At 60.3% G+C, this 14,643-nt stretch carries 14 protein-coding genes; 11 read left to right on the top strand and 3 right to left on the bottom strand.

Annotation, left to right across the window (positions count from 1 at the left end; all coding sequences use genetic code 11):
- Positions 1-51 precede the first annotated feature (51 nt).
- Positions 52-1,587 carry an HDOD domain-containing protein gene (locus G9Q84_RS22125; RefSeq protein WP_032890462.1) on the bottom strand — a complete coding sequence of 512 codons (1,536 nt, stop codon included), beginning with the start codon at positions 1,585-1,587 and terminating at the stop codon, positions 52-54.
- 167 nt (positions 1,588-1,754) lie between these two features.
- Here G9Q84_RS22125 and motA point away from each other — a divergent pair, with 167 nt between their 5' ends.
- Together motA and motB are read left to right on the top strand one after the other, a co-directional pair.
- Positions 1,755-2,606, top strand: a complete 852-nt coding sequence (gene motA, locus G9Q84_RS22120; protein ID WP_032890464.1) for a flagellar motor stator protein MotA — start codon at positions 1,755-1,757, stop codon at positions 2,604-2,606.
- A 3-nt stretch (positions 2,607-2,609) separates the two neighbouring features.
- On the top strand, positions 2,610-3,626 hold the full coding sequence (gene motB / locus G9Q84_RS22115; protein WP_181644096.1) for a flagellar motor protein MotB: 1,017 nt from the start codon (positions 2,610-2,612) through the stop codon (positions 3,624-3,626).
- 77 nt (positions 3,627-3,703) lie between these two features.
- Here the strand turns inward: motB and rsgA are convergent, their stop codons facing one another.
- Positions 3,704-4,735 (bottom strand): small ribosomal subunit biogenesis GTPase RsgA, encoded by a 1,032-nt coding sequence (gene rsgA / locus G9Q84_RS22110; RefSeq protein WP_095186071.1) that lies wholly within the window; start codon positions 4,733-4,735, stop codon positions 3,704-3,706.
- A 108-nt stretch (positions 4,736-4,843) separates the two neighbouring features.
- On the opposite strand from rsgA, the gene orn reads away from it, so the two are divergent.
- Both orn and G9Q84_RS22100 read left to right on the top strand, forming a co-directional pair.
- Complete coding sequence (gene orn, locus G9Q84_RS22105) at positions 4,844-5,386, top strand: oligoribonuclease (protein WP_024073074.1); 543 nt, start codon at positions 4,844-4,846, stop codon at positions 5,384-5,386.
- A 181-nt stretch (positions 5,387-5,567) separates the two neighbouring features.
- A complete protein-coding gene (locus G9Q84_RS22100) occupies positions 5,568-6,185 on the top strand; it encodes a trimeric intracellular cation channel family protein (RefSeq protein WP_172681530.1) in 618 nt (205 codons plus the stop codon).
- On the opposite strand, the gene queG is transcribed toward G9Q84_RS22100, so the two are convergent.
- Positions 6,182-7,246 (bottom strand): tRNA epoxyqueuosine(34) reductase QueG, encoded by a 1,065-nt coding sequence (gene queG, locus G9Q84_RS22095; protein ID WP_032890472.1) that lies wholly within the window; start codon positions 7,244-7,246, stop codon positions 6,182-6,184. The genes G9Q84_RS22100 and queG overlap by 4 nt on opposite strands.
- Before the next feature lie 63 nt (positions 7,247-7,309).
- Between queG and G9Q84_RS22090 the strand changes: the two genes are divergently transcribed.
- The 7 genes from G9Q84_RS22090 to hflX all read left to right on the top strand — a co-directional run bounded on the left by G9Q84_RS22090 (position 7,310) and on the right by hflX (position 14,618).
- Positions 7,310-8,170, top strand: coding sequence for an NAD(P)H-hydrate dehydratase (locus G9Q84_RS22090; protein ID WP_179179595.1), 861 nt, complete (start codon positions 7,310-7,312; stop codon positions 8,168-8,170).
- Positions 8,158-8,628, top strand: coding sequence for a tRNA (adenosine(37)-N6)-threonylcarbamoyltransferase complex ATPase subunit type 1 TsaE (gene tsaE / locus G9Q84_RS22085; RefSeq protein ID WP_032890476.1), 471 nt, complete (start codon positions 8,158-8,160; stop codon positions 8,626-8,628). Before G9Q84_RS22090 ends, tsaE begins: the two co-directional genes overlap by 13 nt.
- A gap of 15 nt (positions 8,629-8,643) precedes the next feature.
- Positions 8,644-10,065: an N-acetylmuramoyl-L-alanine amidase gene (locus G9Q84_RS22080; protein ID WP_032890478.1), complete on the top strand. Its 1,422-nt coding sequence runs from the start codon at positions 8,644-8,646 to the stop codon at positions 10,063-10,065.
- Positions 10,065-11,978, top strand: a complete 1,914-nt coding sequence (mutL, locus tag G9Q84_RS22075) for a DNA mismatch repair endonuclease MutL (RefSeq protein WP_032890480.1) — start codon at positions 10,065-10,067, stop codon at positions 11,976-11,978. The genes G9Q84_RS22080 and mutL overlap by 1 nt, the downstream gene beginning before the upstream one ends.
- Positions 11,978-12,949, top strand: coding sequence for a tRNA (adenosine(37)-N6)-dimethylallyltransferase MiaA (miaA, locus tag G9Q84_RS22070; RefSeq protein WP_181644095.1), 972 nt, complete (start codon positions 11,978-11,980; stop codon positions 12,947-12,949). Before mutL ends, miaA begins: the two co-directional genes overlap by 1 nt.
- Before the next feature lie 94 nt (positions 12,950-13,043).
- The gene (gene hfq / locus G9Q84_RS22065) at positions 13,044-13,304 is read left to right on the top strand and encodes an RNA chaperone Hfq (RefSeq protein WP_003188059.1); all 261 of its coding nucleotides are present in this window, start codon (positions 13,044-13,046) and stop codon (positions 13,302-13,304) included.
- Between the two features lie 12 nt (positions 13,305-13,316).
- Positions 13,317-14,618, top strand: a complete 1,302-nt coding sequence (gene hflX, locus G9Q84_RS22060) for a ribosome rescue GTPase HflX (protein ID WP_032890483.1) — start codon at positions 13,317-13,319, stop codon at positions 14,616-14,618.
- Positions 14,619-14,643: the final 25 nt, after the last annotated feature.

The following is a 14,643-nucleotide window of genomic DNA, read 5'->3' as shown; positions in this document are numbered from 1 at the left end:
TCTCCTGGGCACAAATGTTGGCGATAAAGGACGGCGATTGTAGCGCAAGCATCAGGCGCTGCGGTTGGTAAAGCTGTGCAGGGCTTTCTCTATGCACTGGGCGGTTTTGCCGAAAGCCTGCACGGTGGTTTCCGAAAACGGTCCGCCGCCCTGGTCGGCGACCATCAGCATTACCACACGGCCGTTGCAGCTCATCGAACGCAACAGCAGGTGTTCGCCTGTGAACAGACGGCGCAGGATCGGCGGCAGCAAGGCCGAGAACTGCGCGTGGTTGTCCGGCGTGAGGCGTACTTGGGCGGATTTCTCCAGCAGGCGCTGTAGCAGCGTGCTGTTGACCACGTCCAGGCTCAGGTTGGCGGCGTCTTTGGGCAGACCGTCGGCCTGGTGCACGCGCAAGGTGCTCAGGGCGCGATCGGCCATGAACAACAAGACTCGCTGCATGCCGCTGGCCACCAGAGCTTCCTTGGCGCAGGTGGTCAAATGCATGGCGTTGGCAAAGCGGCTTGGTTCCAACAGCAGTTCGGTGCAGCGGTTACGCCACACGGCCAGGGCCTCGGCAGTCGGTGGCGGCGCCGGCAGCAGGCCGCGATGAATCTTCTGCACATTCCACGGCCAGATCAGCGACAGCGCCGGGTGCCAGAGGTCGGGCATTAGAGTGCTGCGGGCGCTGGTGACGGCTTGTTGGTGAGATTGTTGCTGCACTTCAGCCAGCGGTTGCTGCAAATACAGCGCGGTAAGGTATTGCCAGCGTTGAGTGTGCGGGCAGGTCCAGGACTCTTGGGCTGACATCGCCAGGCCGTTGGCTAGCAGCACGGTATTGGCCGGCTGGTTCAGCCAACGGCGCAGGTTGGGTTCGGCGTCTAGCAATTGCTGATGGCGCAACGAGTCGTCTTCACGGGCGATATGAAGTGCCTTGACCAGCAAGCGTTGCTCGTTCAACAGCAGGTTATAGCCCTGGGATACCCAGATCGGTAGGTGCCAGGCTTCGGTCAGGCCGAGGCACAGGTCCAGCAGGCGCACGCCGAACAGCTCCTGCTCGACTTTGCGTGCAGGCTCGCCCTTATGGATGACACGCAGTTCCCACTCTTCAAGGAGCTTGGGGTAGGCAACGGCCATCGGCCACAGCGGCGACAGAAACAGCAGGCTACCCCAGTGGATGTCTTGCCAAAGCCGCGCCAGACGACTGCCGAACAGACCGTTGGCTTGCTGCGACGCGTGCTGGCTCACCAGCAACAGTTGACGCAATGCTACGGGAATCTCTTGGGCGGGCACCGAGGGCAGGCGCGCCAGCAGTTCCTCGGCGCGCTTGAGGCCCAGGCGATTGAGCGCTACTTCGAGGTTTTCCGCCGGCTCCGCCAGGCTGCCATGGTTATGGCTGTTGGCCTCGCGCATGACGCTGAGTACCAAAGCCGGGCTGTTTTGCATCAGCTCGGCAATATCTCGCAACGAACTGCGGCTGTCGCGGATGGCTTTGCACACACGGTCGTGGCTGGCCTGGGGAACTGGCAGCAGCACGTCGTCCAGGCGCTTGATCCAAGCGGCGAGAGAGATAGGTCTTACAGATGGGACTGTCGTTTCATTAGCCATGATTGGGGCGCGATCATCACTTGCGGTCAACACGCCCGGAGCGGGCCGAACTGGCTTTTCGCCTTAACGGGCTATAGTCTGGCGCAGTTTTGCCGATAAGAGGAACAAGAGTTTTCCAGTTCCCCCAAATATGTCCATGAACCCGACGGCGCAAGTACTCATCTCCTATGGCTAAAATTATCGGCATCATCGTCGTCTTCGCGAGCGTGCTCGGCGGGTACGTCCTGTCCCACGGTAAAATTGCGGCACTGATCCAGCCTTTCGAGGTGATGATCATTGGCGGTGCTGCACTGGGCGCTTTCCTTCAGGCCAACCCCGGTTACATGACTATGCACGTGGTCAAGAAATCGCTGGCCATGTTCGGTTCGCGCTTCACTCATACCTTCTACCTGGAAGTGCTGGGCCTGGTGTACGAGATCCTCAACAAGAGCCGCCGCGAAGGCATGATGGCCATTGAGGCCGACATCGAGGACGCCTCCGCCAGCCCGATTTTTGCCAAGTACCCGGCCGTGCTCAAAGACGAGCGCATGACCGCCTATATCTGCGATTACCTGCGCATCATGTCCTCCGGCAACATGGCTCCCCATGAGCTGGAAGGCCTGTTCGACATGGAATTGTTCAGCCTTAAAGAAGAGTTGGAGCATCCTTCCCATGCCGTGACCGGTGTGGCCGACGGCATGCCCGGCTTTGGTATCGTCGCGGCGGTACTCGGTATCGTGGTGACCATGGCCTCCCTGGGCGAGGGCGATCAGGCGGCCATCGGTATGCACGTAGGTGCGGCGCTGGTGGGTACCTTCTTCGGTATTCTCGCCGCTTACGGTTTCTTCGGCCCGCTGGCCACCTCCCTGGCTCATGATGCCAAGGAAGAAATCAACCTGTACGAATCGATCAAGGCCAGTCTGGTAGCGTCCGCGTCCGGCATGCCGCCATCGTTGGCAGTGGAGTTCGGTCGCAAGGTCTTGTACCCGAAGCATCGCCCAAGTTTCGCCGAGCTGGAACAAGCGGTTCGCGGTCGCTAAGCCATGGAAAACAACCAGCCGATAATCATCAAGCGCGTCAAGCGCTTCGCTGCGGGGCACCATGGCGGCGCCTGGAAAATCGCCTTCGCCGACTTTGCGACGGCGATGATGGCGTTCTTCCTGGTGCTGTGGCTGATGTCGACCGCCACTCCCGAACAGAAGATCGCCATCGCCGGTTACTTCAAAGACCCGATTGGCTTCTCGGAGAGCGGCACGCCCTTTGTGATCGACCTGGGCGGCTCGCCGCAGTTGGCCCCTGAGCGCACCATCAATCCAGAGGTCAAGACCGAATCGCCTCAGGAGAACATCCCGATCGAGCGCGACACCGTCGAGAGCATGGCTGAACAGGTTGAGCAGGAACGCCTGGAGCTGTTGCTGCAAGAGTTGCAGACCAAGGTGGATGAAAATCCGCAGTTGCTGAAATTCAAGGATCAGATCTCGTTCGAGATCACTCCGGAAGGCTTGCGCATCCAGATCACTGATGCCGCCAACCGGCCGATGTTCGATTCCGGCAGTGCGCGGCTGAAGCCGTACTTCGAAGACATCCTGCTGGCCATGGCTGACACCATCAAGGCAGTGCCGAACAAGATAAGCATCAGCGGCCACACGGACGCCAAGCCGTATGCCGGCCAGGGTGACTTCGGCAACTGGGAACTCTCGGCCAACCGCGCCAACGCTGCCCGTCGTGCGTTGGTGGCAGGCAGCTACCCCGACCCGCAAGTGGCGCGCGTGGTGGGTTTTGCCTCCTCGCAGCTATTTGAACCCAAGGATCCGTTCAATCCGATTAACCGGCGCATTGATATCGTCGTGCTGACCAAGAAGGCTCAGCGTGCGATTGAAGGTGATCAGCCACCTGTCGTGCCAACCCCAGGTGCGGGCGCGCCGGGCGAAGTGCCGGTTGACCCGAATGCCATTCCGTCAGGGCAGGAGCCGTTGCCGGCCCATGAACTGCGGCAGAAGCTGAACCTGTTTGACGATGGTGGGATGAAGGATCCTACGGCGCCTAAGACGGGCTCGTAAGTTCTTTTGCGGTTGTGATGAGCGGGGCAAGCCCGCTCATCACCAAAAGCCCGCTCACCCGCAACGCGGCGGGCGGTTTAGTAACTGCTCTCGGGCAAGCTCGCAATAATCGACCGATAGCTGTTCATCCGCTGCTGCTGCACACGGCCATCGTCCAGGGCCTTGAGCAACGCACAGCCCGGCTCGCGGTCGTGTTTGCAGTCGCGGAAGCGGCACGTACCGATCAGGTCGTTGAACTCGATAAAGCCGGCTTCCACATCGCTGCGGCTGACGTGGCCGAGGCCGAACTCTCGAATGCCCGGGGAGTCGATCAGTTCACCGCCGCCGGGGAAGTGGAACAATCGCGCGGTGGTGGTCGTATGAGTGCCCTGGCCGGACAGTTCCGACAGCGGGCCTACACGGGTGTCTACTTCCGGCAGCAGGCTGTTGACCAGCGATGACTTGCCAACGCCCGACTGGCCGACAAACACACTGATGCGTCCGTCCAACTGCTGTTGCAGCTGTTCCATGCCGTTGCCGTGGTGAGCCGAGACTTCCAGCACTGGGTAACCCAAGGTGCGGTAGACCGCCAGCAACGCATTGAGCGCTGGGGCGTTCTGCTCGTCGATCAGGTCGAATTTGTTCAGCAGCAACAGCGGGCGAATACCAGCATGCTCAGCCGCCACCAAATAGCGGTCGATCAGGTTGGCATGGGGCTCGGGCAACGGTGCGAACACGATCACGATCATGTCGACGTTGGCCGCTACCGGCTTGAGTTGGCCGCGGCTGTCAGGACGACGCAGTTCGGTGGTGCGCGGCAGTTGGGCGACGATCACGCCGATGCCTTGGTTGCCGGCGCGCCACACCACCTTGTCGCCGGTGACCAGTGCAGGCAGGTTGGCGCGCAAGTGGCAGCGGGATACTTGGCCTGCGAGTTCGCCTTCCAGCGCCTCGACTTCGACCTGCACACCAAAGTGCGCGATCACCAGGCCCGTTTGCTCGGGGCCCAGGTCGCCGCCCTCGAGCGCTTCCACGGCGGAGGATTCACGTTTGGCGGCGCGTGCGGCGCGCTCACCTTGAATCTTTTCGATGCGCCAGTTTTGGCGACGGTTGAGCTGGCGTTTGGCCATTGGTGTTCCGTGTCGATAATGCAAAGGTTGGGTGAAACGGTCGCGAGTCTAGCACGGCCCCGCCTGCTAAACTGCGCAGCTACGCCAAGGTGCCAAGAGAATCAAGCCATGCAAAACCCACAGAACCTGATTTGGATCGATCTGGAAATGACCGGTCTGAACCCTGACACCGACGTCATCATCGAGATGGCGACCATTGTCACCGACAGCAACCTCAACACCTTGGCCGAAGGTCCGGTGATCGCCATCCACCACAGCGACGCCGTGCTCGCCACCATGGACGAGTGGAACACCCGTACCCATGGCAACTCCGGTCTGACTCAGCGTGTACGCGACAGCCGAATCAGCATGGCCGAAGCCGAAGCCGAAACCATTGCCTTTCTGGAACAGTGGGTGCCCAAGGGCAAATCGCCGATCTGCGGCAACAGCATCTGCCAGGACCGCCGCTTCCTTTATACCCACATGAAGGCGCTGGAAAGCTACTTCCACTACCGCAACCTGGATGTGTCCACGCTCAAGGAACTGGCCGCGCGCTGGGCGCCGGAAGTCAAAGACAGCTTCCATAAAGGCAGCACCCATCTGGCGCTGGATGATATTCGCGAGTCGATCGCCGAGCTGCAGCATTACCGCAAGCATTTCATCAAAGCTTGAAATGGGGGCGGCTGACCGGGCGCCATCTCAGACAAGCCAGCTCCCACAGTTGAATGTATTCCCAGGTCCAAATGTGGGAGGGGGCTTGCCCCCGATGCAGGCAACTCGTTTTATCGCCAAGCGCCCCCTTTTGGTGCCATCAGCAAATGATTAGACTGCCGGCCTCTTTGCAAGGATCGCCATCATGCTGCTGATGCTCTACCTCATCGCCATCACCGCCGAAGCCATGACCGGTGCCTTGTCGGCTGGTCGGCGCGGCATGGACTGGTTTGGTGTGGTGCTGATCGCTTGCGTAACGGCGCTGGGCGGCGGCTCGGTGCGCGATGTGCTGTTGGGGCATTACCCGCTGACGTGGGTCAAGCATCCGGAATACCTGGTGCTGACCTCGGTGGCGGCGCTGGTGACGATCTTTATCGCGCCGCTGATGCGTCACCTGCGCTCGCTGTTTCTAGCGCTGGACGCCGTAGGCCTGGTGGCCTTCACGCTGATCGGCTGCATGACTGCACTGGAAATGGGCCACGGCATGCTGGTGGCCTCGGTCAGCGGGGTGATCACCGGCGTCTTCGGCGGCATTCTCCGGGATATCTTCTGCAACGACATTCCGCTGATCTTCCGCCGTGAGCTGTACGCCAGCGTGTCATTTCTGGCCGCCTGGTTCTACTTGCTCTGTCTGTATCTGGAATTGCCCAGCGAGCAAGCAATTCTGCTGACCCTGTTCAGCGGCTTTCTATTGCGCCTGCTGGCGATTCGTTTTCACTGGGAAATGCCTAAGTTCGTCTACAACGACGACGTGCACTAGCGCGTAGCGTGTTGGTTCAGCGCCCATTCCACATGTTCGCGCACCAACTCCGACGGGTAATCCCGGCGTGCCTTCAAGGCTTCCAGCACCGGAATGCTTGACGGCGCATTGCCTAGGCCCACCGCGAGGTTGCGCAGCCAGCGCTCGTAGCCCGCGCGGCGCAGGGGTGAACCTTCGGTGCTGCTGAGGAATTTATCCTCATCCCACATAAACAGTTCGGCCAGTTCTGCGTTATCCAGGTTATGCCGTGGCTTGAAATCGCCCTCGGCGGTGGATCGAGCGAAACGATTCCACGGACAAACGATCTGACAGTCATCACAACCGAACACCCGATTGCCGATCAATGGGCGCAGGTCTTCAGGGATCGCGTTCTTCAGTTCAATGGTCAGGTAGGAAATGCAGCGCCGGGCGTCCAGCACATAGGGACCGACGAAGGCATTGGTTGGGCAGATATCCAGGCAGGCGGTGCAGCGGCCACAGTGTTCGGTGCTGTGTGGCTCATCGACCGGCAGCGGCAAATCGACGAACAGTTCGCTGAGGAAGAAATAACTGCCGGCCTTGCGGTTGAGTACCAGGGTGTTTTTACCGATCCAGCCCAGGCCGGCTTTTTCGGCGATGGCTTTTTCCAGTACGGGGGCGCTGTCGACGAATGCACGAAAGCCAAATGGGCCGATCTGTGCCTGAATGCGGTCGGCCAGTTGCTGTACGCGCTTACGGATCAGTTTGTGGTAGTCGCGGCCCAGGGCGTAGCGCGAGATGTAGGCTTTTTCCGGCTGGGCCAGCAGTTGCGCCATTTGTGTGTCGCCAGGCAGGTAGTCCATGCGCAGCGACACCACGCGCAACGTGCCGGGCACGAGCTCGTCGGGATGGGAGCGCTTGCTGCCATGGGCGCCCATGTAGTCCATCTCGCCGTGGTAACCCGCGTCTAGCCAACGTTGCAGGTGCTGTTCATGCTCGGCCAGGTCCAGGCCGCTGATGCCGACTTGTTGAAAGCCCAGTTCGCGGCCCCAGTCTTTGATCGATTGGGCGAGGGCGGGCAGATCAGAGGTAATAGCGGGCATGAGACACGGGAAACCACAGGTTAGATGCGTATAATTCTGCCAGACATCGGAGCTTGAAGACGCATGCCGCAGACAAAACACGAAATAACCGACGTTCAGTCTTTGTTGCCCGGCCATTTGCCGCAACTGGCTGCGCGTTCCCCGGACGCCCATAAAGGCCAGTTCGGCCATTTGTTGGTCATTGGTGGCGACCGCGGCTTTGGCGGCGCTGCGCTGTTGAGCGCGGAAAGTGCCTTGCGCAGCGGCGCCGGCATGGTGTCCCTGGCCACTCGCCTTGAACACGTGCCTGCCGCGTTGGCCCGCGTGCCTGAGGTCATGACCGTGGGCGTGAGTTCGGCGAACCAGCTTATGGGCTTGCTGGAAAAAATCTCGGTAATCGTTATTGGTCCGGGGTTGGGTGAGGCGTCCTGGGGTAAAAGCCTGCTATCGGTTGCCGCCAACGCGCTGCTGCCGCAGGTGTGGGACGCAGACGCGCTGAATCAGCTGGCTACCGGCAATGTGAGTCTTCCGAGCGGTAGCGTGATTACGCCGCATCCGGGCGAGGCTGCGCGCTTATTGGGCATTTCTACAGCCGAGGTTCAGGCCGATCGCCTTAAGGTGGCGCGCGCGTTGAGCCAGAAATTCAGTGCAGTGGCTATCCTCAAGGGTGCTGGCAGTTTGATTGCCTGCCCCGATGGACGTGTTTCCCGTTGTGATCAGGGGCATCCAGCGATGGCCACAGCGGGCCTTGGCGATGTACTGGCCGGGCTGGTGGGCGCGTTAATGGCCCAAGGCATGCCTGCTTATGAAGCGAGCTGCCTGGCTGTGTGGTTGCACGCTACGGCGGGGGACCGCCAGGGCAGCCTGGGTCGCGGCTTGGCGGCCAGCGACCTGATACCGGCCATTCGTCAATTGTTGGAGGAGCAATCGCCGTGCCTGAAGTAATCCTTTTCCTGGCCAATGAAGACGCCATGGTCGCGCTCGGTCATCGTATTGCACAGGTCACGGGCGCAGCGGGGCTCATCTTTCTCGAAGGTGACCTGGGGGCGGGCAAGACGACGTTGTCCCGAGGCATCATTCGCGGTTTGGGGCACGCAGGGGCGGTGAAAAGCCCAACGTTCACTTTGGTCGAGCCCTATGAGATCGGTGCGTTGCGTGCTTTCCACTTCGACCTCTATCGTTTGGTCGATCCCGAAGAGCTGGAGTACATGGGCATCCGTGATTACTTTGACGAAGACGCACTGTGCCTAATCGAGTGGCCAGATAAAGGCACAGGCTTTTTGCCAAAGCCGGACCTGACCATTACCATTACGCCGCGTGAATCAGGACGTCAGCTGAAGTTGTTGCCCCAGAGTGCGCGCGCAGAGTCGTGGTGCGCCGCTTTGGCATTGGAATTCAAATAATTGGTGGGGTTAGGTATGCGCTTTCGCGCGTTGGTTGCTGTCGTAGGGGTGTTGCTTGCGGCAATGACTGTCAATGCTCTGGCTGCTTCACAGGTGAAAAGTGTTCGCCTGTGGCGAGCACCGGATAACACGCGACTGGTGTTCGACCTGTCTGGCCCGGTCCAGCACAGCGTCTTTACTCTCACGGCGCCTGATCGCCTGGTGATCGACATCAACGGTGCGACCCTGGCCGCGCCGCTCAAAGTGTCTACTGCCAACACCCCGATCACCGCCATGCGCTCGGCCCAGCGCACGCCCACCGATTTGCGCGTTGTCATCGATCTGAAAAAAGTCGTGACGCCGAAAAGCTTCTCCCTGGCGCCGAATGCCCAATATGGCAACCGACTGGTGGTCGACTTGTTCGACAACGCTGCCGATGCCGCACCGCCGCCTGCGCCAACCCCGAGCGTGGCAACGGTGCCTGCCGTGCCTGTCAGCCCGTCGCAACCCCAGGTCAAGTTGCCACCGCCGCCACCGGCCCCGGCTGGCAAACGCGACATTATCGTAGTGATCGATGCCGGCCATGGTGGTGAAGACCCGGGTGCTTCCGGCTCACGCGGCCAGCATGAAAAAGACGTGGTACTGGCTATCGCCCGTGAGTTGCAGCGTCAGATCAACGGTATGAAAGGCTATCGCGCCGAACTGACCCGTACCGGCGACTACTTCATTCCGCTGCGCGGCCGTACCGAAATCGCCCGTAAGAAAGGTGCCGACCTGTTTGTGTCAATTCACGCCGATGCTGCGCCGTCGTCCGCTGCGTTCGGTGCCTCGGTGTTTGCGTTGTCTGATCGCGGGGCCACGTCCGAGACTGCTCGTTGGCTGGCGGACAGCGAAAACCGTTCCGACTTGATCGGCGGTGCCGGCAACGTGTCCCTCGATGACAAGGACAAGATGCTCGCTGGCGTTCTGCTCGACCTGTCGATGACCGCTTCGCTGACTTCCAGCTTGAATGTCGGCCAGAAGGTCTTGAGCAACATCGGTCGCGTGACTTCGCTGCACAAGCAGCGTGTGGAGCAGGCCGGCTTTATGGTGTTGAAGTCTCCGGACATCCCATCGATTCTGGTGGAAACCGGGTTCATCTCCAACGCCAACGAAGCCTCCAAGCTGGCCAGCGCCAGCCATCAGCAGGCGTTGGCGCGTTCCATCAGTGCCGGCGTGCGCCAGTTCTTCCAGCAGAACCCGCCGCCGGGCACTTACGTTGCTTGGCTGCGTGACTCCGGCAAGATCGCCCAAGGCCCGCGTGACCATCGCGTGCAGCCCGGCGATACCTTGGCGATGCTTGCGGTGCGTTTCCAAGTCTCGGCCGCGACATTGCGCAGTGCCAACAACCTGAAAACCGATGAGTTGAAAGTCGGTCAGGTGTTGACCATCCCAGGCACAGAATTGGCGGCGCAGTAATGAGCGAATCTACCTTGAACAGCGGGTCGCGCATTGAGTTGCTCAGCCCGCGCCTGGCTAACCAGATTGCAGCGGGTGAGGTTGTTGAGCGCCCTGCATCGGTGATCAAGGAGCTGCTGGAAAACAGCATCGACTCTGGTGCAAAGCGCATCGATGTCGATGTGGAGCAGGGCGGTGTCAAGTTGTTGCGGGTACGTGACGATGGCAGCGGCATCTCTTCCGATGACCTGCCCCTGGCCCTGGCCCGTCACGCCACCAGCAAAATCCGCGATCTGGAAGACCTTGAGCGGGTCATGAGCCTGGGCTTTCGCGGTGAGGCTTTGGCTTCGATCAGCTCCGTGGCGCGTCTGACCCTGACATCGCGCACCCGCGATGCCGAGCAGGCCTGGCAAGTGGAAACCGAAGGCCGCGACATGGCGCCTCGGGTCCAGCCGGCCGCACACCCGGTGGGCACCTCGGTGGAAGTGCGCGACCTGTTCTTCAACACCCCGGCACGGCGCAAATTCCTCAAGGCCGAGAAAACCGAATTCGATCACCTGCAAGAAGTCATCAAGCGCCTGGCCCTGGCCCGCTTCGACGTGGCCTTCCATCTGCGGCACAACGGCAAGACCATCCTCAGCCTGCACGAGGCTCATGACGACGCCGCGCGCGCTCGGCGAGTGTCTGCGATTTGCGGCGGCGGGTTCCTGGAGCAGGCGCTGCCGATCGAGATCGAGCGCAATGGCCTGCGTCTGTGGGGCTGGGTTGGCTTGCCGACCTTCTCCCGCAGCCAGGCTGACTTGCAGTATTTTTTCGTGAATGGCCGTGCGGTGCGCGACAAACTGGTGGCCCACGCGGTGCGTCAGGCGTATCGCGACGTGCTGTTCAACGGGCGTCATCCGACATTTGTGCTGTTTTTTGAGGTCGATCCCTCGGTAGTCGACGTCAACGTGCACCCGACCAAGCACGAAGTACGTTTCCGTGATGGGCGCATGGTGCATGACTTCCTCTATGGCACCTTGCACCGCGCGCTGGGCGATGTGCGCCCGGACGATCAACTGTCGGCTCCGATAGTGACCGCTGTGGTGCGTCCGAGCGGTCCCGAAGCGGGTGAGTTCGGCCCCCAGGGCGAAATGAGCCTGGCGGCCAACCTGCTGCAATCGCCGCAGTCGCAGCCTGCTTACACCGCACCGGGCTCTGGGGCTGGCGCGGGCTATCAATACCAATACACCCCGCGCCCGCAATCGACCGTGCCAGTGGCCGAGGCCCAGGCGGCCTACCGCGAATTCTTCGCGCCTCTGCCAGGCGCCGAGCCGGGCGCAGTTGCCTTGCCGGAGGGTGGCGGTGATATTCCTCCGCTGGGGTATGCGCTGGCGCAGCTCAAAGGCATCTATATCCTCGCGGAAAACGCTCATGGCCTGGTGCTGGTGGACATGCACGCCGCCCACGAGCGGATCATGTACGAACGACTGAAAATCGCCATGGCCAGCGAAGGCCTCAGCGGTCAGCCGCTGCTGGTGCCGGAGTCTCTTTCCGTCAGTCAGCGTGAAGCCGATTGCGCCGAAGAGCACCACAGCGTGTTCCAGAAACTGGGCTTTGAACTGCAACGCCTGGGCCCGGAAACCCTGGCGATCCGCCAGATTCCCGCGCTGCTCAAGCAGGCCGAAGCCAACCGGCTGGTGGCCGACGTGCTGGCGGACCTGATGGAGTACGGCACCAGTGACCGTATCCAGGCACACATCAACGAATTGCTCGGCACCATGGCGTGCCACGGCGCCATCCGCGCTAACCGACGCCTGGCCTTGCCGGAAATGAACGGCCTGTTGCGCGACATGGAAAACACCGAGCGCAGCGGACAATGCAACCATGGCCGGCCGACCTGGACCCAGATGGGCCTGGACGATCTGGACAAACTGTTCTTGCGCGGCCGTTGATGAGTGCCCTGCCCCCCGCGATCTTCCTGATGGGCCCTACGGCCGCCGGTAAGACCGACCTGGCCATTGAGCTGACCAAGGTGTTGCCTTGCGAGCTTATTAGTGTCGACTCTGCCCTGGTTTACCGGGACATGGACATCGGCACGGCCAAGCCGTCTAAAGCCCAATTGGCTCAGCATCCGCACCGCCTGATCGACATCATTGACCCGGCCGAGAGCTATTCGGCCGCTGACTTTCGTACCGACGCCTTGGTCGCCATGGCCGAGATCACCGCGCGGGGCAATATTCCGCTGCTGGTGGGCGGCACGATGCTCTATTACAAAGCCTTGCAGGAAGGTCTGGCGGATATGCCGCCGGCCGACGCTCAAGTGCGTGCGGAGCTCGAAGAAGAAGCTGCACGCTTCGGTTGGCAGGCCCTGCACGATCAGTTGGCTGCGGTTGATCCAGTCTCGGCCGCGCGCATTCACCCTAACGATCCCCAGCGTCTCAGTCGCGCCCTGGAAGTCTGGCGTGTCAGCGGCCAGACCATGACTGAACTGCGGCTTAAACAAAGTGCGCAAAGTGCTGACGCAGGCGCATCTGGACAGTCACAATTGCCCTATACTGTGGCGAATCTGGCCATCGCTCCGGCAAATCGCCAGGTGCTGCATGAACGAATTGCACAAAGATTCACAATTATGTTGGAACAGGGGTTTATCGACGAGGTCGTAGCACTGCGTTCCAGAGGTGAACTGCATCCAGGGTTGCCTTCGATACGTGCTGTAGGCTATCGCCAAGTCTGGGATCATCTGGATGGCAAGCTGACGTCAGCCGAAATGCAGGAGCGCGGAATCATTGCCACGCGCCAATTGGCGAAACGCCAGTTCACCTGGCTGCGCAGCTGGAGCGATTTGCACTGGTTGGACAGCCTGGACAGCGACAATCTGTCACGCGCCTTGAAATACTTGGGAACGGTCTCCATATTGAGCTGAGTCCTTGCAATTGCCGTCTATCCTTGGGGGTGTGACGGCCTTGAGCTATCTATTTTCCGATTTTTTATTATTGATCCTTAAAGGAGTGCGGCACATGTCAAAAGGGCATTCGCTACAAGACCCTTACTTGAATACTTTACGTAAAGAGAAAGTTGGGGTTTCCATCTATCTGGTCAACGGTATCAAGCTTCAAGGCACGATCGAGTCGTTCGACCAGTTCGTGATCCTGCTGAAAAACACCGTCAGCCAGATGGTTTACAAGCACGCTATCTCGACAGTCGTTCCAGTTCGTCCAATCCGTCTGCCTAGCGCAGCTGGTGACGAACAAGGTGACGCTGAGCCAGGTAACGCCTGATAGGAGTCTCCTTTGTTCTTTGAGCGCCACGGTGGTGGTGAGCGAGTAATCCTCGTTCACTTGGATGGACAGGACCCTGAGGCGCGCGAAGATCCGCAGGAGTTTCAGGAGTTGGCAAATTCGGCCGGCGCCGAGACCGTTGCGTTTTTTAACGTGCCGCGTCATCGGCCAACCGCCAAATTTCTGATTGGCAGCGGCAAGGTCGAGGAATTGCGCGACCTGGTCCACGCCGAAGAAGCCGATCTGGTGATCTTCAATCACACCCTCACGCCCAGTCAGGAACGTAACCTCGAACGTGTTTTCGAGTGTCGCGTGATCGACCGTACCGGCCTTATCCTCGATATTTTCGCCCAGCGCGCCCGTACCCATGAGGGCAAGCTCCAGGTAGAACTGGCCCAGCTTGACCACATGAGCACCCGGCTGGTTCGCGGCTGGACTCACCTTGAGCGTCAAGGTGGTGGTATAGGCATGCGCGGCCCGGGTGAAACCCAGCTCGAAACCGACCGACGCCTGTTACGGGTTCGCCTGCGTCAGATCAAGGGGCGCCTGGAAAAAGTGCGCAGCCAGCGCGAGCAATCGCGACGCGGGCGTTCCCGAGCGGATATCCCTACTGTGTCCCTGGTGGGCTATACCAACGCAGGCAAGTCCACGTTGTTCAACAACGTGACCAAATCCGACGTTTACGCAGCCGACCAACTCTTCGCCACCCTCGATCCGACCTTGCGCCGTTTGGACATTGACGACCTCGGCCCGATCGTCCTGGCTGACACGGTGGGTTTCATTCGTCACTTGCCCCACAAGCTGGTCGAGGCATTTCGGTCTACGCTCGAAGAGTCGAGCAATTCCGACCTACTGTTGCACGTGATCGATGCGGCCGAACCGGATCGCATGTTGCAGATTGAGCAGGTGATGGTGGTGCTGGGCGAGATTGGTGCCCAGGACTTGCCGATCCTTGAGGTGTATAACAAACTCGATTTGCTTGAAGGCGTTGAGCCACAAATCCAGCGCGACGAGAACGGCAGGCCCCAACGGGTATGGCTGTCGGCGCGTGATGGCAGTGGTTTGGAGCTGCTTGAACAGGCCATTGCCGAATTGCTCGGCAGCGATTTGTTTGTCGGCACCTTGCGCTTGCCTCAGCGTTTTGCTCGACTGCGTGCACAGTTTTTCGAGCTGGGCGCGGTACAGAAAGAAGAACACGACGAAGAAGGTGTCAGCTTGCTGGCCGTTCGGTTGCCGCGCTCGGAGCTCAATCGGCTGGTCAGCCGTGAAGGTGTAGTCCCGACAGAGTTCATCGAACAACACACTTTGCAATAAAAGCCTCCGAAAGCGGTTGTGCCGC

This window comes from Pseudomonas sivasensis (genome assembly GCF_013778505.1).
Taxonomy (GTDB): domain Bacteria; phylum Pseudomonadota; class Gammaproteobacteria; order Pseudomonadales; family Pseudomonadaceae; genus Aquipseudomonas; species Aquipseudomonas sivasensis.
The sequence above is the reverse complement of the archived record's forward strand: the minus strand, read 5'-3'. Positions and strand labels throughout refer to the sequence as shown.